Raw genomic sequence first — 20,270 nt, forward strand, 5'->3', positions numbered from 1 at the left:
ACTCCGAAGAATTCTATGCTCCTTTATAATGTGCAGCTTATAGAGGCGTAGAATTCAAGGTGAAACGGCTGAAGCCAACTACAATGGCTGAACAAGCTTCACTCCGAAGAATTCTATGCTCCTTTATAATGTGCAGCTTATAGAGGCGTAGAATTCAAGGTGAAACGGCTGAAGCCAACTACAATGGCTGAACAAGTTTCACTCCGAAGAATTCTATGCTCCTTTATAATGCGCAGCTTATAGAGGCGTAGAATTCAAGGTGAAACGGCTGAAGCCAACTACAATGGCTGAACAAGCTTCACTCCAAAGAATTCTATGCTCCTTTATAATGCGCAGCTTATAGAGGCGTAGAATTCAAGGTGAAACGGCTAAAAGCCGTTTACTCGGCTTAGCAAGTTTCATTCCAACGAATGCTAAGCCCATTATAAGGTGCAGCTTATATTGGCTTATCCTTCAAGGTGAACCCGCTGTGCCAATCTTCGGCGGCGAACTGCATCGCAGTGCAGCTTCAATGCCAAAACCCTAAAAAGTAACTTGATTATGGTAAAACAGCTTTTAAAAGAAATCAAGAAGATTTGTTTGACGATTCGGAATCCACTGTTCAACTCGCTGCGCCGCCGCAACCGAACCCGCCAGCTGGCCGTAGCCATACAGCCGCAGCGGCCTTGCATAACCCATGAGCATGGCCGTTAAGGCCTGAATCGTACAGCCTAGTTCAGTCGTCCCATCTTCCGCTGCTCCGCCTGGCAGGAGCGCAGCGCGCCCCTCTTCGTCCACCCGCAGCGTCCAAGCCCCTTCATTCCAAGGCGCGAACGGGTCCGTAATCTGCACCGTCACTTGACTCGGCCCATCTCCAGCCGGGTTTAGCGCCAGCTGGCTGACGAACGCCGGGGCATCCACGATTCTCGCCATGAAGTACGGGAAGATCTCCTGCTTCACCCGCGGATTCGGCAGCAAGTACGGCAGATTGTCATCCATCGGGACCTCGATCTCCACCTTATCGATCATGGAGTCGTGATTGGCGATGAACGTCCACAGCGCCTCGCGCCCGCTCTCCTCCAGATAGACCATCTCGTGGACCGTCAGCTTGCGGTCGCCGATGTCATAGAGAATATAGCCGCGCGGCTCTCCGTCCGCATTCGAGTAGACCGCGGTATATCTTGGTTTGCGGCGAAAAACAGACTCCGTCCACCAAGCCTCATCGCGTATCAACGTGCCGTTATAGCGCGCCGCATAAGCCTCGTAGACCGGAGCAAGCTGCGAGAGATCGCCGTCCGTCCGTTCGACGCGGCCTTCGTACGCCGCGCGGGGCGGCAGCTGTGCCGTTTCAATCGTATATTTTTTGTACTCGACGTAGAGCTCCCAACCATACTTGCGGTAGAACGGGAACGAGAACGGCGCCAGACACGAGACCGTCTGCCCGGCTTCCTTCATGACGGCGAGGCTATGCTGCAGCAGCTCCTTCACATAGCCTTGACGACGCTCCTCCGGCCATGTGGACACGCTCGCAAGCCCACCCATCCGAAGCTTCCGGCCGTAGAGATACAGTTCGAAGGGGAGAATCGTCAGCTTCGCCGCCAGCTTATCTTCCACGAAGGCCCCCCAGCTTCTGCCTGGGGTGAACTTCTCTTTGCGAGTAGCCTGCTCCTCGGGGGTCATCGAGAATTGGAAGGCATATTGGGCCAAATCCATATGCTGATCGTAATCGTCAAGGGTCAGTTGTCGTATTAACATGCGGGCAGATGCACCTCTTTCGCTCCATAGGAATATGCTGCATGCGCCTGCGGCAAGCGCTCCCCTTCATCTTACACGAGCGAGGCGGACCGTATCGTTAGGCTTAAAGTCGTTATCTGCTGACAAGCCCTTGTCGATTCATTGGTTATTGGGCTGACGCCGGTGTGATACGCATCCTTTCTTCTATGCAAAAAAAGCCGACCTACCGTAAAGCACACTCAGGCGCCTTCGCGTAGCATCAGCTTTCTCTCAATCGAATATGAGTATGAGCTTAATCGCGCTCGTAAATCGAGCCCGTGCGGCTGGCGTACAGCTCGCCGTATACCTTCTCGGCATAGGCGTCCGTCATGCCGGCAATATAGTCGGCGACCATGCGCGGCCAAGCCCATACCGCCTTCTGCCGCTCATAACTCTCGATCCAGTCCGGCGGAATGATGAGCCGGCCGGTCGTCTCGTCCTTGAAGCTTTCCCACAGCCGCTGGAGCAGAATTTCGCTCCGCTTCTGCAGCCGCTGGACGCGGAAGTCTTTGATCAGCGTCACCCAAGCGAGCTTCTTCAGAATCTCCATCGTCCGCAAAAGTTCCAGATCCTGCTCGCCGTCCCGCACGAAGGTGACCCGCTTCCAACCGGACTGATCGTCGATAATGCCGACGCGCGCCGCGAACTGGCTCACCCAGCGGGCTTTCATCTCTCTGCGGGCACGGGAGGTCTCGCGGCCGCATGCCGCATAGATCGCTTCCCACTGCTCGAGATAGAGGGTGAATACTTGGCGGACCATGGCCGCGATATCCACCTGGTCCCAACCGACGCCGGAATTGCCCTGATCCTGCACAATCTCCTGCACGGTGTTGGCCACGAGCCGATCGTCCTCGAAGAAGCTCCGGTTCATCTGGATTTTGCCGGCGCGGATGCCGTCCTCGATATCATGGGTGGAATAGGCGATGTCGTCGCACAAGTCCATCAGCTGCGCTTCGAGCGTGGCGCAGCCCTCGGGCATTTGCCACATCTCGCGCAAGTAGCGGATCCCGTCATCCCATTCCATCGGATAGACGCCTTTCATGCGGCCGGGATCGCCAAGGCTGAACGGGTATTTGTTAATGCCGAGCAGCACGGCGCTGGTCAGATCGAGACCGCTGTCGCTGCCGGCCCTTTTCTCCAGGAACATCAGAATGCGGTAGTTCTGGGCATTGCCCTCGTAATTCAGACCGTAGTCGGCGGCCAGCAGCCGATGCAGCACTTCCTCGCCCTTGTGCCCGAAAGGAGGATGGCCCAGGTCATGCGCAAGCGAGGCCACCTCCACGACTTCAGGCTCGATGACGAGGCCCGGGTGCTCGCGCAGCGCCAGGAACGGCTCGGTCTTATTCAGCCTGCGGCCGACCTCGCGGGCGATCTGCGACACTTCCAGCGAATGCGTCAGCCTCGTCCGGTAGTAATCTCCTGTGCCCGCTCCGAATACTTGCGACTTGCCTTGCAGCCGCCTAAAGGCGGGGGACTGGATCAGTCTGGCATAGTCCTTCTCATATTCGTCGCGGTTCTCGCTGGAATACATATTCTCGGTATCGAACAACCGCAGCTTGCGTACGTTCATGGGCATCCCTCTCCCTTCCCTTCGGTGCATGAATCTTGGTTGATTTAGGCTTGCAGAGCGATGCCGAGTTCCCGGCAGGCTTGCTCAAGCTTCGCCATGAGCGCGGCCCGCGCGGTTTCGTCCACGAATGCCGCTTCCACGCTGAATTGAACGGTCCGCGCGATCTCCTCGATCGTCAGGCCGCAGTGCGCCATCAGCAGCGCGTATTCCTTGGTCAGCGTCGAATCAGAGACCGTCCGGTTGTCGGTATTAATCGTCACTTTCAGCCCTTGGCGCAAGTAGTCGCGCAGCGGATATACTCCCCAGCCGGAGACCGCCTTCGTCTGCATGTTGCTGATCGGGCACATCTCAAGCGGAATGCCGCGATTCTTCACGATCCGGAATACCTCGCCGTCTTCCTTCAGCCGCACGCCATGGCCCAGCCGCTTCGCGCCAAGATGCTCGATCGCTTCTTCAATATTGGCGGCGCCTGCCGCTTCGCCTGCATGAATGGTAATCGGCATATCCGCTGCTTTCGCCGGTGCGAACAAGCCTCGGAACAACGACGCCGGGAAACCCGCTTCATCGCCGGCCAAGTCAACGGCCACGACGCCGGCATCGCGATAACGAATCGCCGCCGCTACAACGGGAGCGTTCACCACTTCCGATTCGTGCCGCATGCTGATGACGATCAACCTGGCTACTACGCCGAACTCCGCTTCCCCGCGTGCAAGGCCCGCCAACGCAGCTTCGATCGCCTGCTCGACCAAGAGACCTTCCTGCGTATGCAAATGCGGCCCGAAGCGCACCTCTATGTAGATCACGTTCTCCTGCGCGGCTTGCTCGACCAACTCGTAAGCAATGCGTTCGATAGCCTCGGCCTGCTGCATGAAACGAAGGACGAACTGGAACTTGCTCAAGTATTCCGTCAGACTCTCGCAATCGTCGGACACCTGCATATAAGGCAACAGCCCTTCCGCAGTATCCGCCGGTAGCGCGATGCCCTGCCGGCGCGCCAGTTCAAGCACCGTGGCAGGCTTGACGCTGCCGTCCAAATGAACATGGAGGTCGACTTTAGGCAGTTGAAGCAAGCGTGCATCGGATGTGTCATTCTTAACCATGTTAAGTTACCTCCCATTCAAGAACCCGATTAATTTATCTTATTCTCGCAGAAGTGACATGGTCATGCAAGACTGCCTAGCGGGGAAACAGAAAATTTTTCTAAGAAGGCGGTTGGCAACGGCACAGCGCTTAAGGCCGCACGACGAAGCGGCGGCCCCACTTTCCGGACCCGCCGCTCTCGCACGCTTTCGCGCAATCGCATCTATTCGTTTACAGCAGCGCTTCGATATCCGCCTTCATGGCAGCCGGCACGACGCTTGGTTCGAACCGTTTGACGACTTGGCCGTCGCGGTTGACGAGGAACTTCGTGAAATTCCATTTGACCGAGTTATCGCCCATCCAGTCCGGTTTGCTCGTCGAGAGGAATGCGCCCATTCTTGCGCTAGCCGGATCGTTCTGGTCAAAGCCTTGGAACGGCGCTGCTTCGGTCAGGTATTGGAACACCGGATGCGCCGTCTCGCCGCGCACGTCGGTCTTGGCGAACAGCGGGAAAGAAACGCCGTAGTTCACTTTGCAGAATGCTTCCACTTCGTCGTTCGTGCCCGGCTCCTGCTCGTTGAATTGGTTGGACGGGAAGCCGATAATCTCCAGCCCTTGGTCCTTATAAGCCTCGTATAGCTCCTGCAGCCCTTCATATTGCGGCGTCAGGCCGCATTTGCTCGCCGTGTTCACGACCAGCAGCACTTTCCCTTTGTACTCGGCCAGGGAGCGCTCCTCGCCCTTGATCGTTGCGGCTTGATAATCATAAATCGTAGACATATGAATTCCTCCTAATAAGTTGGATGATGGCGGATTAACTTAACAATTAATGAGAGAGGAACGTCAGCCTCCCTCTGTTCTTACGGCTTGCAAGCGGCGTACTTATTGATCGTTCTCGTCAAATCCTGGAGCTGATCGCGAAGCTTCTCGATCTCCTCCGGAGGCATATCGGTCTGACAGAATACTTTGGCCGGCAGTCCCTCTACCTTCTCCCGAAGCGCATGACCCTGCTCGGTCAACCGAACGATGACGCTGCGTTCATCCTGCGGGTCCCGGTCGCGGCGGACATGCCCGGCCGCCTCCAGCTTCTTCAAGAGCGGCGTCAGCGTTCCGGAATCCAGATACAGCTTCTCGCCCAGCGACTTGACTGGCAGCTCATCCTTCTCCCAGAGCACCAGCAAGGTCACGTACTGGGTGTATGTCAAGCCAAGCTCATCCAGGAACGGCCGGTACAGCTTCGTCACCTCGCGGGCGGACGCATATAGCGCAAAGCACAGTTGATTGTCGAGGAACAGCATCGGGTTCTTGTTCGTGTCCATATTCCGTGTCCACCTCCTGACTGCACATGTTGATCGTCCATAAAACTAGATCGTATACAATTTAATTTTATATGTTTGAATTGATGTTGTCAATCGAGATAACGGGAAATTTAACAACCGAATATAAGGCATCAAAGTCATCGTACCGCGTCGGCATAAAACGATAGTTATCGTAACTAGCATGCGCAACCCAGTAAAATCCATACTTTGAAGGTCCATTCGAAGCGTTAGGACGATTGGCGCTTTACAACATCTTCCACACCCTGCTACAATGACATCGCCACTATTGTTAACCAAAAAAAATGAATCAGGTTAACAATCAAATGTTAAGGAAGCACCGCCTGACGGACGCGCGTCGGTCGGGTCGCCGCAAAGTCCCTCATACGATTCGTTCTCAAACAAGTTCCTCACCTCACGTCATTCCTGCTAGCAAGATGCCGCGCCCTGTTGCGTCATCGGTTATCCCGTCCGAAAAGAGGTCCGTTCACATGACTACGACTCATTCCGCATCCAAGCTCGACTCTACACCTTCGCTCAATCCGAATATCCTGTGGCAGCACCTGGCGCAGCAAGCGCTTCGCGGCGAACGACTCACCATCGATGAGGGTCTTGCCGTGCTGACGGCCGACGACGATCAGCTGCTGCCGCTGCTGCATGCCGCCTTCCAAGTTCGCAGCCGGTATTACGGGCGGAAGGTGAAGCTCAATATGCTCATCAATGCCAAAAGCGGCCTATGCCCGGAGGATTGCGGCTACTGCTCGCAATCGATCGTCTCCGCCGCCCCAATCCCCAAATATACGATGCTCGACAAGGAGACGCTGCTCGCCGGCGCGCGCGAAGCGCTCAGCCGCAAAGCCGGCACCTACTGCATCGTCGCCGCGGGCAGAGGGCCGACCGAGCGGGAACTCGACCAGGTCGTCGAGGCAGTCGCCGAAATTCGCAGCACGATGCCGCTCAAGATCTGCGCCTGCCTGGGGCTGCTGAAACCGCAGCAGGCGAGACGGCTCGCGGAGGCCGGCGTTCACCGCTACAATCACAACCTGAACACGAGCCGCGCCAACTATCCTTCGATTACTACGACGCATACCTACGACCAGCGTGCAGCGACGGTCGAGCAGGCCAAGCTCGCGGGCATGTCCCCTTGCTCCGGCGTCATTATCGGCATGGGCGAGACGGATGCCGACATCGTCGAGATGGCCTATGCGCTGCGGGAGCTCGGCGCGGATTCGATCCCGGTGAACTTCCTCCATTCGGTACCGGGGACCCCGCTTGCCGATGCGAAGCGGACGCCGGCATTGAAGGCGCTCAAGGTGCTGGCGCTCTTCCGCTTCCTCTGCCCGAAGCAAGAGATCCGCGTCGCCGGCGGGCGCGAGGTGAACCTGCGGACGCTGCAGCCATTGGCGCTGTACGCGGCGAATTCCGTCTTCGTCGGCGATTACTTGACCACGCCCGGCCAAGCCGTTTCGTCGGACCACCAGATGATCGAGGACCTTGGCTTCGAGATCGAATTATGCGCCATTTAGAGGCCATTTCCGCCGCTTCCGGCACCCTCTCTAACAGCTGCTGTGATTTAAATCACAGCAATTTTGTCCTTCCCGCGCTATAGTGGACGAACAACATTAGAGTAGACGAGGTGCGATTACTATGCGTCTGGGACTGGAACATAAAGTCGTCATCGGGATTTGCGGAGTTTCGACGGTTACGTACGGGACGAGCGCATTTTTTATTTTTTATCTGAAGGACAAAATATCGGGGATGCCCGAGTGGCTGTTCACCGCGGTCACGCTGCTGCTGGGCATTCTGTGGACCGGCATCCTCGGCTGGCTCATGGCCAGATGGATCGCCAAGCCGCTCACCAAACTGGCCGCCTTCGCCGACAAAGCCGCTCTGGGCGAGCTCGACGTCGAGATTCCGCCGCATGCATCGCGCGATGAGCTCGGACAGCTGACCGCTTCTTTCCGGGCGATGCAGAATCAGCTGCGCAACATGATCCGGGATATTACGAATCAGGCATCGCTGGCCGAACAATACTCCGACACGCTCAAGGAGGCGATCGTGCGCGCCAGCACGCAATCGGAGGCCATCGCCCGCAGTACCGACGATATCGCCAGCGGCGCCGCTACGCAGGACCAGCAGGCCGGCGAGTGCTTGAGCACGATTGAGCAGAGCGCGGAAGCGGCCGCGCTCATGAATGACAGCGCCCATACCGCCCAACAGCTGGCCCAGGCGATGGCGGATGCCTTGCATGACGGCAGCGGACATATCCGCACTCTCCTTCACGGGCTTACGGAATTGACGGCCGCGAGCGGTCAGTCGCTTGAATTGACGGCGACGCTGACCCGTCAGACTTCCGAGATCGGGGTCGTCACCCGGCTGGTGCGCGATATTGCCGAGCAGACGCATCTGCTGGCGCTCAATGCCAGCATCGAGGCGGCTCGGGCCGGCGAGGAAGGCCGCGGCTTCGCCGTTGTGGCTGGGCAGATCCGCAAACTCGCCGAGCAGAGCGCGGAAGCTGTCCAACAGATCGAGCGGCATATCGGCGACATGCAGCACAACGTCGTCTATATGGCCGAGTCGTTCCAACGCCAAGCCACGCAGATTGAATCCGAGGCCAAGCTAGGCCGCAGCACGGAATCATCGCTGATCCAAATCCGGGACGCCGTCGAGCAGACGGTCGAGGCGGTTACCTCCATCGCCGAGCGCGTGCAGCTCCAAGCGAATAAAATCGGGGACAGCAAGCAGTCCAACCGCGAAATCGCGATGATCTCCACGCAGATCGCGGACAAAGCTACGCAAGCAGCAGGCGCCGCGCAGGAACAGACGGCCGCCATGCAGCAGATCGCCGTCTCCGCCGAGCTGCTGACCGATCAAGCCAAACAGCTGACCGGCACAATCGGGGCGTTCCGCCTGTAGCCGCTTGATACTCCCTATTCGTCAGCCCTTAACTTTTATATTGCATGGCAAAAGGGAGCCCATCCGCTTGAGGATGAGCTCCCTTTTGCCATATAACCAAAGCTTATTCCGGCTGACGCTGCAGCTGCAGGAATACCCTGAGCATCGCCAGGCGCCAGACGACGATCATGCCGAACGCCAGAATGAAGAACAGCCCTGCCGTCTGCGGGATGCTGATATACGATTCCATCACGTCATGCAGCAGCAGACGGACGATGAAGAGAACCAGCAAGATGACGATGAACGTCTTGGACCGCTTCAGGACGATCTCCCCTTCGATCCGCTCCAGCTTGGATGTGCGGATGAGCGGGTACGCGAACAGCAGCGCGCCCGCGCCAAAGGCCCCTAGCGCCCAGATCCAAGTGATGCGCGTATCGGGTACGACGAACATGAGGAAGCCGGTCGACATCGCGAACGGCGGAATAATGATTTTGCGCACCGAGACCGGACGGTTGGAAGCTCGCAAGCGCATAATGATAATGCCTCCGCCAACCAAGAGCGACATGACGATCGAGGCAATATGTGAGAATTGAAGAGAAGCCAGATTCATCTAAACAAAACCCCTTCTTCGACGGAAGCGACCGTACTTGAGTCAACATAAATGCTGATTCTATCGTACTGTAAACGCTACCTCGTATGCAAGACCGATGCGCATCGGAACCGTACGAGCCCGCTTATGGCCGTCCTCCGTCTGCAACTATCGCGTTACGGCTTATGCTTTGCGCCTGCTCGCAGCCCACTGCGTGAAGAGGGCAAAATCCCGCTCCACCTGATCCGCATACGCTAACGCCCAATGCGTGATCGTCGCGAAGAACGCGGCTTCATCCTCGCCCATCGCCTGAACGATCTCCGCTTCGCTATGGTAAGCGAGCAGCCCTTGCTCGACGTCGGCATCCGCGCGCGCGTGCAGTTTCGCCGTCAGCTGTCCCATCGTGGCAAGCACCGCGCCCATCTCCTCCGGGGCCAGAGCCGCCAGCTTCAGCCTTTTCTTATAAGGAGAACGCTCGCGCACGTAGAACTGCCGCTCCCCGATGGACAGCTCGCCCAGATAACGGTCCGCCTCATGGTGCATCGCCTGCTGGGTCATCACGACCCGGCGGCCTTGATGATAGTCGAAGGATTGCCAGAAGGATTCCTCGTACGGCATAAAATAAGCCGGGATCGGCGTCCGCACTTCCTTCACCTCAAGGACGATGTCGTCCTTGCCTTCTTCCCCGATGCCGGCTTCGATGAGCACGTAGTACCGGTCGAGTCCAAGGGAAGCCGTGCCCGAGCCGTGCTTGACCGCGATATCCTTGACTTTGTAGTGGTCCTCCGGCTGTCCCGTGTGCGAAGCAACCTGCTCAATATAATGCGGCCAAGCGGCCAGCAGCGCCGCTTCCTCTTCCGGCCCGGGCTGCACGATCTCCTCGCTCTGCGCGAACTGGCGGCCTCCCTGCATGAGCGCCGTCACCTTCTCCAACAGATGCTCGTCCTTGCGCTTGCGAAGCTTCCGGAGCAGCTTGCGCACGGGACCGTCCGCCGTCGTCTCGTTCACGACGAACGTCTGCGGATCCTCCTTCTGCCGGGCGAACCGCCGCATCTGCTTCGCGTAAGCCTCCAGATAGGAGACGATCGCTTCGTACTGGGCCCGTCTGTCCTGCTCCTTCGTTCGCCCAACCAGCGCAATGCTGACCGACATGCGCAGCAAATCATATAAGTACGAACCCAGGTATCCCTCGTCGAAATCGTTCACGTCGTAGACCAGCTCGCCCGATTCCGTGCGGAATGCCCCGAAATTCTCCATATGCAGATCGCCCTGAATCCAGGTCGGGCGGCTCGGATCGGTATGATAAGGCAGATAATCCCGGCTCACGTCAAAATAAAACAGATAGGCGCTGCCGCGGAAGAAGGAGAACGGGCTCTCGGCCATTTTCCGATACTTGACCGCACGCTTACGCCTGTCGAGTCCCATCAGCTTGCCGTCGAACTCCTCGAACACCGCCGTCAACGTCTGCTTACGCAACTTCTCGCGGGTATGCTTCACATGTTCCGTCAAATGCGCGCCGCTCATCACGTATTCCTCCTTCATCTTCCAAAAATACTCTTCTTCCCATAAGTGTACGCCCTCCACCAGCAATTGACAATCGCACGTCCGTTCTCTTACCCTTGAGGCAGACACGCAAGAAGAACAAGGGAGTTGCAGGATGAACAACGACCCTCGCATCCAGGAACTGCTAACGCTAAAGACGATTGCCGAGATGCTGAATCAGGCCGGCGGACTGACGACGCAGATGCTGAACCAAGTGCTGGAGAAGCTGCTGGCGCTGACCGGCCTGACGACCGCCTGGATTTTATTCATTGATGATAACGGATTCGAATCCGCGGCGGATCTGCAGCTGCCGCCGGCGCTGCTCTATGCGGATAAGCAGCCGATGCGCTGCGCCGGTTGCTCGTGCGTCAATCGCTTCCGAGACGGGCGGCTGGACCGCGCCGTCAATATTCTGAACTGCAAACGGATCGAAGATGCCATGGAGAACGATTGGGGCGATACGCGGGGCATTACGCATCATGCGACCGTACCGCTCCGCTCGGGTGAGCTGAAGTACGGCGTACTCAACGTCGCGGCTCCAGGCAAGCGCCACTTCGAAGGCGAAGAGCTGGCGCTCCTCGAAGGCGTCGCGCTGCAGATCGGCAGCGCGATCGAGCGTATGCATCTGTATGCCGCCGAGCAGCGGCGCTCGGATCTGTTCACGCGGCTCGGCGCATTCAGCCGCGCGCTCGGAGCCGCCGGCAGCCGAATGCGCAGCGAACAGACAGACATGAGGATGGAACGCGCCGATGAAGATAACCCATGCCGCCTGATGCGTCATGCGGCAGCGCTGATCGGCGAACACTTCGACTGGCCGTTCGCGGCGCTGTTCACGGTGGACGGCCCCCATCTCGTGCTGCGCGCCATGTCCCTCGGCGGCGAGCTCAAGGCGCCGCAAGCGCGGATCCCGCTCCGCGGCTTCCCGTGGCTGCACGCAGCCGTACGCGCGCAAGAAGCCGCGTTGCTGGATAGCCAGCAGATCGCGGCGCTCTTCAGACGGCGGGAACTGAAACCCTATTGGCCGCCGCTCGAATATGCGCTCGCCGCCCCCATTCCGTCCGGCAGCGCTCGGAGCGCCGGACTGCTGCTCGTCGGCGACACCGTTCGCGGCAAGCGCGCCGGCGCGGAACGCGATGTGCTCGAGGCGCTCGGCGAGCATCTGGCCATCGTCCTCGAGAGCGATGAGTTGGAAGCGAACCGCCGTGAGCTGGCGCGGCTCGAAGAACGCAACAAGCTGGCGCGCGATCTGCATGATTCGGTCTCGCAGATGCTCTTCTCCTTGTCGATGACCGCCAAGGGCGTGGAGAGCCTGGTTCGCGAGCAGGCGGCCGAGGAGGCGATCGCCTCCGTCCGCGACATGCAGGATCTGTCCCAGCATGCCTTGAAGGAGATGCGCGCGCTCATCATGCAGCTGCGCCCTGCCGGATTGGAGGCGGGCCTTGCGACGGCGCTGGGCAGCTACGGCGAGAAGCTTGGCCTGACGGTCAGCGCTCAGGTGCACGGGCTGCGCGCGCTGCCGCGCAGCGTGGAGGAAGCGCTCTGGCGGATCGGCCAAGAGGCGCTGAACAATATTCGCAAGCATGCGGGAACGACGGAAGCGAGCGTGACGCTGACGCTCGGGCAAGACAGCGTCCTGTTGCGCATTGCCGACACCGGGCGCGGCATCGCGAAGAAGCGGTTGCGCCAGCTGCCTCCGGCCTCGCTCGGATTGTCGACGATGGAGGAGCGCGCCGCCGCGCTTGGCGGCCGTTTTCAACTGACAACGTCACCGAAAGGCGGTACTATAATTGAAGTACATGTGCCGCTTGCAGCGGACGAACAGCGGAACAAACGGGCAAGGAGAGAAAATCATGACGATTAAATTGCTGCTGGCCGATGACCATGCGATGGTGCGCCGCGGGCTTCAGGTGTTCCTGCAAACCCAGAAGGACTTGAAGCTGGTCGGCGAAGCCGCCAACGGAGAAGAGACGCTCGAGCAAGTCGCGCTCACGGCGCCGGATGTCGTGCTGATGGACTTGAACATGCCGGTGCTGGACGGGATCGAGACGACGAAGCGGCTGCGCGAGGCGCACCCGGAAGTGAAAGTCATCGTCCTGACCTCCTTCTCCGACCACGATCACGTCCTGCCCGCTATCCGCGCCGGCGCTAAAGGCTATCTGCTTAAGGATATCGAGCCGGAGGAGCTCGTCCGCGCGATCCGACGCGTCCATCAAGGGCAGGTGGAGCTCCATCCGGATGCCGCCAGCACGCTCATGAACGGCCTCGCCATGCCGGAGCAGCCCGTCGCGGCGCCAGCGGTGCCTGCCCGCGCCTCGGCTGATGTGTTCGGCGAATTAACGCCCAGAGAGCTCGATGTGCTCGATCAGATCGCGCGCGGCAAGAGCAACAAGGAGATCAGCGAGATTCTCCATATCACGGAGAAGACGGTCAAAACCCACGTCAGCCACCTGCTCGACAAGCTCGGCTGCGCCGATCGCACGCAGGCCGCCATTCTGGCGATCAAGCACGGCAGGGGCGAAGCGGCATCATAGCCGCAGCTGGCAGGCGTTCCCCATGCGCCGTTCCCATACGGCGCGCGGACGCGTCGCGCTGCCTGCCGTCCTCTACGTTAGTGTTTGCCGGCGTAAGATGGCTGTCCGGTTCTCCGTCCAAAGTCGCAGAGCGCTCAACCTTTTGGTCGAGCGTTTTTGCGCTGCATAATCCTCCCTCCTGCCGACGCGCCCCAGCCTCCCTCCACGCTATAATGGGTACAACTCAATCGCGAATCCCCCTATAGAAAGGACGTCCCATGATGAAAATCCTCTTCGTAGCCGGCAGCAACCATCCGTCTGCCACCAGCACCAACCTAAGCCTTTACTTGGAGCGCCTGGCCCGTGCGCAAGGCTTCGACACTTCCTTCTGCAACCTGCACGCCGAGCCGCTTCCGTTCTACTCGCCGCAAGGCATCGGCGCGGAGGAGGCGAATGTGCGCGCCTTCAAGCGCCAACTGCAAGAAGCCGATGCGATCGTGCTTGCGTCGCCGGAATATCACGGCAGCATCAGCGGCGTGCTCAAGAATGCGCTCGATTTTGCCTCGCAGGATGATTTCCGCGGCAAGCCGGTCCTGTCGGTCAGCTCCGCAGGCGGCGCGGTCGGCGTTAGCTCGCTGCAGCAGCTGCAGGCCATCGTCCGCAACCTGCACGGCATCAATGCGCCGGAATGGCTGTCCATCGGCAGCGCGCAGCGGCGTCCGTTCGAGAAGGCATCGCACGGCGACTATGAGGTCGAGTCGAGCATCGAGGACCGCATCCACCGCGTGCTCGGCAGCTTCCTCACGCTGGCCCGCGCGCTTGGCAGCCACAAGACCCACGCGTAAGAGCGGCTGCAGTCAGATTAGGGGCTGCCGATAACAAGCCTCACGAGCATGGCAAAAAGCGCCCGTTCCTCCGAACGGGCGCTTTCTTCTTGCTTGTCTACCGGTATTGCTTCGCGGTCAGCTGATCGATCCGCTTGAAGGTGTAGCCCTTTGCTTTGGCATCATCGATAATTCGAGCCATCGCGCCCGCATTGTCGGAAGATACCGAGTGGAGCAGGATGACCGCCCCCGGATGGAGCTGCGCCATCACGCTGTCATACGCGTATTGCGGGCCACGCTGCGCTTTGGTATCCCAATCCTTATAGGCGATCGACCAGAACACATTCGTGTACCCCGCCTGCTTGCTGGCTGCCAGCACCCGGTCGCTGAAGATGCCCCGCGGCGGGCGAAGATAGTGCATCTCCTTCTGCGGCGTCAGCTCCGCCACCGCATCGCGCACCTTATTCAGCTCCTCATGGATCCGCGCGTCCGGAATCGTCGACATATCCGGATGGCTCCACGAGTGGTTGCCGACCAAGTGCCCTTCCGCCACCATCCGCTTCACCAGCTCCGGCTGATCCTTCACATAATGTCCCGTGATGAAGAAGACGGCCGGGACCCCTTTGGCCTTCAATACATCCAGAATTTGCGTCGTGCAGCCATTCTCATAGCCGCTATCGAAGGTCAGATAGATATCCTTGCTCGCCGTATCGCCAAGGAATATGGCGTCGTGCTTCTTGACGATATCCATGAAGCCCTCTTGCGCGATGGACGGAAGCTCTCCTCCCTTGCTCTTCTTGAACCCGAAATGATAGGCGCGCCCGTCCGCATAGGTATCCGCCGATCCTACGCCGATTGAAGCAGCGGCCGCCGTCAAAATCAGCAGCATCACGAAAATACGCCGCATCGTTCATCCTCCCTGCACCAGCCCGCGATAAAAGAGCTGTATTTTTACATTCAGGGTTAGAATGACACGACGGGCGTATTTCCACACCTGCCAAATTGAGGTTATCCGAGTCTAAGCGAGCCGATTAATTCGCCGCTTCTGTTGTTGCATCAGCTTCAGTCGATGCGTCAGAAGTTTCTGTAGTCGTTTCGGTCGTTGTTTCCGTTGTCGTCTCCGTTGTAGAAGCAGCACTTTCTTCAGTCGTAGCCGTTGCTTCTTCCGTTGTTGTCGCTTCTTCAGTCGTTGTTGCTTCTTCAGTCGTTGTTGCTTCTTCAGTCGTTGTTGCTTCTTCCGTTGTCGTTGTCGCTTCCGCCGTTTCGGTACCATCAGCCTCAGCTGCCGTCTCGTCTACGACGATAACGCTGGACGTCGTAGGTTCCCACATCACGTTCAGCTGGAACGCTTCGCTCAGGAAGCGCAGCGGTACGACGACGCGGTTATTGATCGATTGCACCGATACGTCGAGCGTAACTTTCTCACCGTTAATGTAGGCTTCATTGCTGCCCAAGACAAGCTTGACCTCGACACCGTCACGCGTAACCGTTACGGACTTCGTCGCGCTGTCATAGGCGACCTCAGCCTCGAGCGCTTCCGCGATCGCGCGGAACGGAACAAGCACGCGGCCGTCTTTTTGGATCGGCGCTACATCGAACTTCGGCTCTTTGCCGTTCACGTACGCTTTAATGCCTTTCTTGCCTTTCTTCTCCTTCAGCTTGCCCAGCACCACGTAAGCTTCCACATTGGACGGATCTTCTTGCACGATCTCGGCCTGCGTCGCTTCCGCGGCGTCCACATTGCCTTCGGCTTCGAGCTCGGAGACAAGCCCGGACAGATCTTCCTGGTCCTCGGCCGTTACGTCGATGCCGTATTTATCTTTCAACAGCTCGGCGATCCGCTCACCAGCTGGTTTGTCTTTCGTGTTTTCGTACGCTTTTTCCAGTCCCTTGCTGTTCCCCTTCTTGCCTTTGCCGCCGTCTGCGCCTTCTTCCGCTACAGCGTCAGCATCCGTCTCAGCTTCATCAGACGCCTCAGCTTGGTCCTCCGTATCAACCGTTACTTGATCGGCCGTTGCGTCTTCGGAGGTCGTTGCTGTACTGTCTTTTTGCTCCGTATCCTTCTGCGTTTGCTCTTCGACGGACTTAGACTTACCTCCGCGCTCGGCATAAACATCGTCAATCGCGACGACATTAAGCAGCAAAGCAGCAGACAATGCGGATACAGCCAGTACGTTCTTTTTCATGAATTACGGTTCCCCCTTGGATGTTTGGTTTGTCCTCTCCCCCTCATTTTTATCGAATTGTAGCGGCTTCGTCAAAGTTACTATTTGGAAAAAGGCCGGAAATTCAGGATTTTCCGGCAATTTTCTTAAACACACTGTCGAATATTAGCCCTCGATAATCGCTTTGACCCGGCCGACCTGCCCGTCCGTCAATCTCACTTTGATGCCGTGCGGATGATTCGGGGATTTGGTCAGCAGATCCTTCACTACCCCGCGTGTCAGCTTGCCTGTCCGCTGGTCCTGCTTCAATACAATATCGACGGTTAAGCCCGGCCGGATCGCCGCGCGCTGTTGTCCATTCGTCATTTTCTCATACACTCCTTGCTTCTCGAATCTGTCGGATATTTCCTTATAGAGGTTACCATGCAAGAACCCGATCTTCAAATTGCTGGCCATTTCTTACAAACCGGATCATTTCATGCTCGCCCACCAATTGACAGCTTAAATGATAATGAATATCATTGAGAACATATAATGCGACCATCCCGGAGAGGTGGACACGGACATGAAGAAGATCAAGTATTGCTGCAGGAATTTCCGCCATGGCTCGAAGACCGTATACAAGACGCTGAAGGCCGAATTTCCCGACCTGAAGCAGAAGAAGAAGAAGAAGGATTGTCTGGGCAACTGCAAAACGTGCGCCAAGCAGTGCTTCGTGACGATCGGCAAGAAAGAGGTCGTCGTCGCCAAGTCGGCCGAAGCGCTCTACGGCCTGCTCAAAGAACGAATCGGCTAACGGTTGGCTACTGGGCTAATTTGCCTATTATGTGGTACACTATAAGGGCGAATGCGGGCTCCTGTACGGATGTGAACGCCAGCATCCAGGCGAGAGTCCTCTTGAACTTTAACCTCTATTAACTATGGAAAGGTGCGTGAACCCATGAACGAATCACTCAGTCAAGCATTGAACGACCAGATGAACTTCGAATTCTATTCCGCTCATGTTTATCTGGCCATGGCCGCCTACTGTTCCGGCGAAAGCCTCGACGGTTTTGCAAACTTCTTTATCGTCCAAGCGGAAGAAGAACGGTTTCACGCCATGAAAATTTATAAATTCCTGAACGACCGCGGCAGACGCGCCACGCTGGCCGGCATGGAGACGCCGCAGAACGAATACGGCTCGATCCTCGAAGTATTCGAGCATGCGTTCGAGCATGAGAAGATCGTAACGAGCCGGATCTACCATCTGTCCGACCTTGCGCTGAACGACCGCGAACATGCGACGATGCAATTCCTCAAATGGTTCATCGACGAGCAAGTCGAGGAAGAGGCGATGTTCGACAGCATCATTAACAAGCTGAAGCGGATCGAGAAGGACAGCAACGCGTTCTACATGCTCGACAACGAGTTCCTGCAGCGCTCCTTCACGCCTCCGGATGCTAAAGAATAACAGCGGACAAGCTTAACGCCTGTCTGCTGAAGACGATCCTCAGCGGGTCGTCTTTTTTATAACCCCGAATTTATATCGCATTCCGACACAAATCCTTCGTATTCTGTGTGACTGAAGTCACATTGCAAAGGCAGACGCAGCGCTTACAATAAAGGCATCCATTACACAGGCGTTTAAGAAAGGGTGTTCCTTATGCTGCAAGCATCCACGATTGCCATTATCAAATCCACGGTGCCGGTCCTCGAAGTACACGGCACAGCCATCACGACACGGTTCTATCAGCTGCTCTTCACCAATCATCCGGAACTGCTGAACCTCTTCAACCATGCCAACCAGAAGCAAGGCCGCCAACAGGCAGCGCTTGCGAACGCGGTCTATGCCGCCGCCCTTCATATCGACCGGCTCGAAGCCATTCTGCCCGCCGTCAAACAAATCGCCCACAAGCACCGCAGTCTCGGCATCACGGCGGAGCAGTATCCGATCGTCGGCACCTACCTGCTGAAGGCCATCAAGGAAGTGCTCGGCGACGCGGCAACAGATGAGATTCTGGGTGCGTGGGCCGAAGCTTACGGCATCATCGCCGACGTCTTCATCAGCGTGGAAGCGCAAATGTACGAGGCAGCCGAGCAGCAGCCTGGCGGTTGGGAAGGCTTCAAGCCGTTCAAAGTTGTGCGCCGACAAGCCGAGAGCGTCGCAATGACCTCATTCTACCTCGAGCCTGCAGACGGCTCGCGTCCGGCTGCCTTCCTGCCGGGCCAATACGTCAGCGTGAAGCTGTCCATTCCAGGTCAGCCGAATACGCATATCCGGCAGTACAGCCTCTCCGGCGCTCCGGATGCTCGCGGCTATCGGATCTCGGTCAAGCGCGAGGACGGCGGAGAGGAGCGTCCGGATGGCGTCGTCTCCAACTATATGAACCATGACGTGACAGAGGGTGCGGAATTGCTGTTATCCGCGCCTGCGGGCGACTTCACGATTGATGCTGCAGCAGGGGAGCAGCCTGTCGTGCTCCTGAGCGGCGGCGCCGGAATCACCCCGATGGTCAGCATGCTCCATCACCTGCATAAGGCTGATCGCGAGGCGACCTTCATTCACGCGACGGCGAATAGCGCCACGCATGCTTTCCAGGCAGAGGTGGCGTCGCTCGCGCAAGCAGGTTCGAAGCTGAAAGCCTTCTATAGCTATTCGAATCCGACCGAGCAAGACCGCGCAGACCGCCGCTTCGACAAGGAGGGACGGATCGACGCAGCTTGGCTGAAGGAGGTTATTCCGGCGCAACCGGCTGTCTACTTCCTCTGCGGCTCGCCGTCCTTCCTTCAAGAGATGTATCGCAGCCTGCAGTCGCTCGGCGTGGCAAAAGAACAGATTCATGTTGAGTTTTTCGGTCCAGCCGCAAGTCTGGAATAGCTCTGAAGTAAGAAACACAAAAGCCGCAAGGATGAGGATATTCCCTCTCCTCGCGGCTTTGTTGTTCAATCGGCATCCGCCGGCGCCTTCCGCAGAAGCCGGTTCACCGTCTCCCTGCGCAGGCCGAGCAGCTGGCCGATCTCCTCTTGCGTGAGCAGCTCCATCAGCGGCGCGCCCGGCACGTAGGAGGCGAACCACTGCTGGAGCCGGGCCAGCTTCTCCTTCGGCGTCAGCGCCGTCAGCTGGTCGATGCGCTGCTGCATCATTCTAAGCTTCGCCTGAAGTTCCAACGCGGCGCCTTTGTAGAGGGAAGGATCCCGCTCCATCGCCTCGTACCACTCCGCTCTCGGGATAAGCGTCACTTCGCACGGCACGAGCGCCACGGCCGTACCGTGATATTCCTTCGGACTAATTAGCGAATGGTGCGGCACCGTCTCCCCGGGAGTCAGCACGTTGAAGATCAGCGTGCTGCCATCCTCGTACCCCCGCACCACCTTGAACAGGCCGCTGTCAATCCGGTACAACGGCCCTTCCTCGCCTTGATGAAATAAAACTTCGCCTTTATTAAGCCGCAATGCGTATGTGCACCTCTTTCTCTAGTCGAACAAGCCCGTAAGCCAATCGATCGCATCTTTGGTCAGCGGAATCAAGCCAAAGCCATGTTCCCCTATGGCAACGCCGCCATAAGCCGATTCGCCAATCGCGACAGCCCCGAGGGTATGCTCCCCGATCGCGACGGCCCCCAAGGCGTGCTCGCCAATGGCTACGGCGCCGGCAACGTATTGGCCGATCGCGACGGCTCCTGCGGCCACTTCCCCGATGGCAACCGCACCGCCCGCTAGATTCCCGATCGCTACAGCGCCAAGCCCGAGCACCCAGCTGATCGCCACCGCCCCGAGCGACAGGACGCCGACGCTGACGGCGCCGATTGAGACCAAGCCGACCGCCACGTCGCCAATCGCGATCAAGCCGACGGCCACCTTGCGTCCGCCGGCGCCTCCGGAACGAATCCGCACGACCGGGAAGCCCGTAGCCGGCCACTGGTAATCGATTTCCTGCCGATCCCCCCAATTTCCCGTATACCGGGTAAAACGCGTCAACCGCCGCCAATCGAACATGTCGCCACCCTCTCGCCCCATTATTTACCTTCATTGTACCGAATCGATTCCG

20 protein-coding genes are annotated in these 20,270 nt (G+C 58.1%); 8 read left to right on the forward strand and 12 right to left on the reverse strand.

The window, feature by feature from the left end:
* Positions 1-555: 555 nt before the first annotated feature.
* The 5 genes from FHS18_RS13340 to FHS18_RS13360 all read right to left on the reverse strand — a co-directional run bounded on the left by FHS18_RS13340 (position 556) and on the right by FHS18_RS13360 (position 5,721).
* Positions 556-1,734 carry a GNAT family N-acetyltransferase gene (locus tag FHS18_RS13340; RefSeq protein WP_183600562.1) on the reverse strand — a complete coding sequence of 393 codons (1,179 nt, stop codon included), beginning with the start codon at positions 1,732-1,734 and terminating at the stop codon, positions 556-558.
* Positions 1,735-2,005: 271 nt separating this feature from the next.
* On the reverse strand, positions 2,006-3,322 hold the full coding sequence (locus FHS18_RS13345) for a deoxyguanosinetriphosphate triphosphohydrolase family protein (RefSeq protein ID WP_183600563.1): 1,317 nt from the start codon (positions 3,320-3,322) through the stop codon (positions 2,006-2,008).
* Positions 3,323-3,366: 44 nt separating this feature from the next.
* Entirely contained in the window at positions 3,367-4,422 is a 1,056-nt protein-coding gene (add, locus tag FHS18_RS13350; protein ID WP_183600564.1) for an adenosine deaminase, read from the reverse strand.
* 211 nt (positions 4,423-4,633) lie between these two features.
* Positions 4,634-5,182: a glutathione peroxidase gene (locus FHS18_RS13355; RefSeq protein ID WP_183600565.1), complete on the reverse strand. Its 549-nt coding sequence runs from the start codon at positions 5,180-5,182 to the stop codon at positions 4,634-4,636.
* Positions 5,183-5,262: 80 nt separating this feature from the next.
* Positions 5,263-5,721 carry a MarR family winged helix-turn-helix transcriptional regulator gene (locus FHS18_RS13360; RefSeq protein ID WP_183600566.1) on the reverse strand — a complete coding sequence of 153 codons (459 nt, stop codon included), beginning with the start codon at positions 5,719-5,721 and terminating at the stop codon, positions 5,263-5,265.
* A gap of 488 nt (positions 5,722-6,209) precedes the next feature.
* On the opposite strand from FHS18_RS13360, the gene bioB reads away from it, so the two are divergent.
* A complete protein-coding gene (gene bioB / locus FHS18_RS13365; RefSeq protein ID WP_183600567.1) occupies positions 6,210-7,244 on the forward strand; it encodes a biotin synthase BioB in 1,035 nt (344 codons plus the stop codon).
* 121 nt (positions 7,245-7,365) lie between these two features.
* Entirely contained in the window at positions 7,366-8,634 is a 1,269-nt protein-coding gene (locus tag FHS18_RS13370) for a methyl-accepting chemotaxis protein (protein WP_183600568.1), read from the forward strand.
* A 103-nt stretch (positions 8,635-8,737) separates the two neighbouring features.
* Here the strand turns inward: FHS18_RS13370 and FHS18_RS13375 are convergent, their stop codons facing one another.
* Together FHS18_RS13375 and FHS18_RS13380 are read right to left on the reverse strand one after the other, a co-directional pair.
* Positions 8,738-9,223: a CcdC family protein gene (locus FHS18_RS13375; RefSeq protein ID WP_183600569.1), complete on the reverse strand. Its 486-nt coding sequence runs from the start codon at positions 9,221-9,223 to the stop codon at positions 8,738-8,740.
* Positions 9,224-9,385: 162 nt separating this feature from the next.
* A complete protein-coding gene (locus FHS18_RS13380; protein ID WP_183600570.1) occupies positions 9,386-10,726 on the reverse strand; it encodes a DUF2252 domain-containing protein in 1,341 nt (446 codons plus the stop codon).
* Positions 10,727-10,859: 133 nt separating this feature from the next.
* On the opposite strand from FHS18_RS13380, the gene FHS18_RS13385 reads away from it, so the two are divergent.
* The 3 genes from FHS18_RS13385 to FHS18_RS13395 all read left to right on the forward strand — a co-directional run bounded on the left by FHS18_RS13385 (position 10,860) and on the right by FHS18_RS13395 (position 14,099).
* On the forward strand, positions 10,860-12,605 hold the full coding sequence (locus tag FHS18_RS13385) for a GAF domain-containing sensor histidine kinase (RefSeq protein WP_183600571.1): 1,746 nt from the start codon (positions 10,860-10,862) through the stop codon (positions 12,603-12,605).
* A complete protein-coding gene (locus FHS18_RS13390; RefSeq protein ID WP_221401306.1) occupies positions 12,595-13,275 on the forward strand; it encodes a response regulator in 681 nt (226 codons plus the stop codon). The genes FHS18_RS13385 and FHS18_RS13390 overlap by 11 nt, the downstream gene beginning before the upstream one ends.
* A gap of 257 nt (positions 13,276-13,532) precedes the next feature.
* Positions 13,533-14,099: an NADPH-dependent FMN reductase gene (locus FHS18_RS13395; RefSeq protein WP_343060529.1), complete on the forward strand. Its 567-nt coding sequence runs from the start codon at positions 13,533-13,535 to the stop codon at positions 14,097-14,099.
* Positions 14,100-14,196: 97 nt separating this feature from the next.
* On the opposite strand, the gene pdaA is transcribed toward FHS18_RS13395, so the two are convergent.
* The 3 genes from pdaA to FHS18_RS13410 form a co-directional block, all read right to left on the reverse strand.
* Positions 14,197-14,985, reverse strand: a complete 789-nt coding sequence (gene pdaA / locus FHS18_RS13400) for a delta-lactam-biosynthetic de-N-acetylase (RefSeq protein WP_183600572.1) — start codon at positions 14,983-14,985, stop codon at positions 14,197-14,199.
* Between the two features lie 124 nt (positions 14,986-15,109).
* The gene (locus tag FHS18_RS13405) at positions 15,110-16,264 is read right to left on the reverse strand and encodes a copper amine oxidase N-terminal domain-containing protein (protein ID WP_183600573.1); all 1,155 of its coding nucleotides are present in this window, start codon (positions 16,262-16,264) and stop codon (positions 15,110-15,112) included.
* 144 nt (positions 16,265-16,408) lie between these two features.
* Entirely contained in the window at positions 16,409-16,609 is a 201-nt protein-coding gene (locus tag FHS18_RS13410; protein WP_183600574.1) for a YwbE family protein, read from the reverse strand.
* A 199-nt stretch (positions 16,610-16,808) separates the two neighbouring features.
* Here FHS18_RS13410 and FHS18_RS13415 point away from each other — a divergent pair, with 199 nt between their 5' ends.
* From FHS18_RS13415 to hmpA, 3 genes are all read left to right on the forward strand, one after another.
* Positions 16,809-17,039 carry a DUF1450 domain-containing protein gene (locus FHS18_RS13415; RefSeq protein ID WP_183600575.1) on the forward strand — a complete coding sequence of 77 codons (231 nt, stop codon included), beginning with the start codon at positions 16,809-16,811 and terminating at the stop codon, positions 17,037-17,039.
* Between the two features lie 144 nt (positions 17,040-17,183).
* The gene (locus FHS18_RS13420; RefSeq protein ID WP_183600576.1) at positions 17,184-17,693 is read left to right on the forward strand and encodes a ferritin; all 510 of its coding nucleotides are present in this window, start codon (positions 17,184-17,186) and stop codon (positions 17,691-17,693) included.
* 192 nt (positions 17,694-17,885) lie between these two features.
* The gene (gene hmpA, locus FHS18_RS13425) at positions 17,886-19,100 is read left to right on the forward strand and encodes an NO-inducible flavohemoprotein (RefSeq protein ID WP_183600577.1); all 1,215 of its coding nucleotides are present in this window, start codon (positions 17,886-17,888) and stop codon (positions 19,098-19,100) included.
* Between the two features lie 65 nt (positions 19,101-19,165).
* On the opposite strand, the gene FHS18_RS13430 is transcribed toward hmpA, so the two are convergent.
* Positions 19,166-19,675 (reverse strand): Crp/Fnr family transcriptional regulator, encoded by a 510-nt coding sequence (locus FHS18_RS13430; protein WP_183600578.1) that lies wholly within the window; start codon positions 19,673-19,675, stop codon positions 19,166-19,168.
* Between the two features lie 21 nt (positions 19,676-19,696).
* Positions 19,697-20,218, reverse strand: coding sequence for a hypothetical protein (locus FHS18_RS13435; RefSeq protein WP_183600579.1), 522 nt, complete (start codon positions 20,216-20,218; stop codon positions 19,697-19,699).
* Positions 20,219-20,270: the final 52 nt, after the last annotated feature.

This window comes from Paenibacillus phyllosphaerae, from assembly GCF_014192105.1.
GTDB lineage: Bacteria > Bacillota > Bacilli > Paenibacillales > Paenibacillaceae > Paenibacillus_Z > Paenibacillus_Z phyllosphaerae.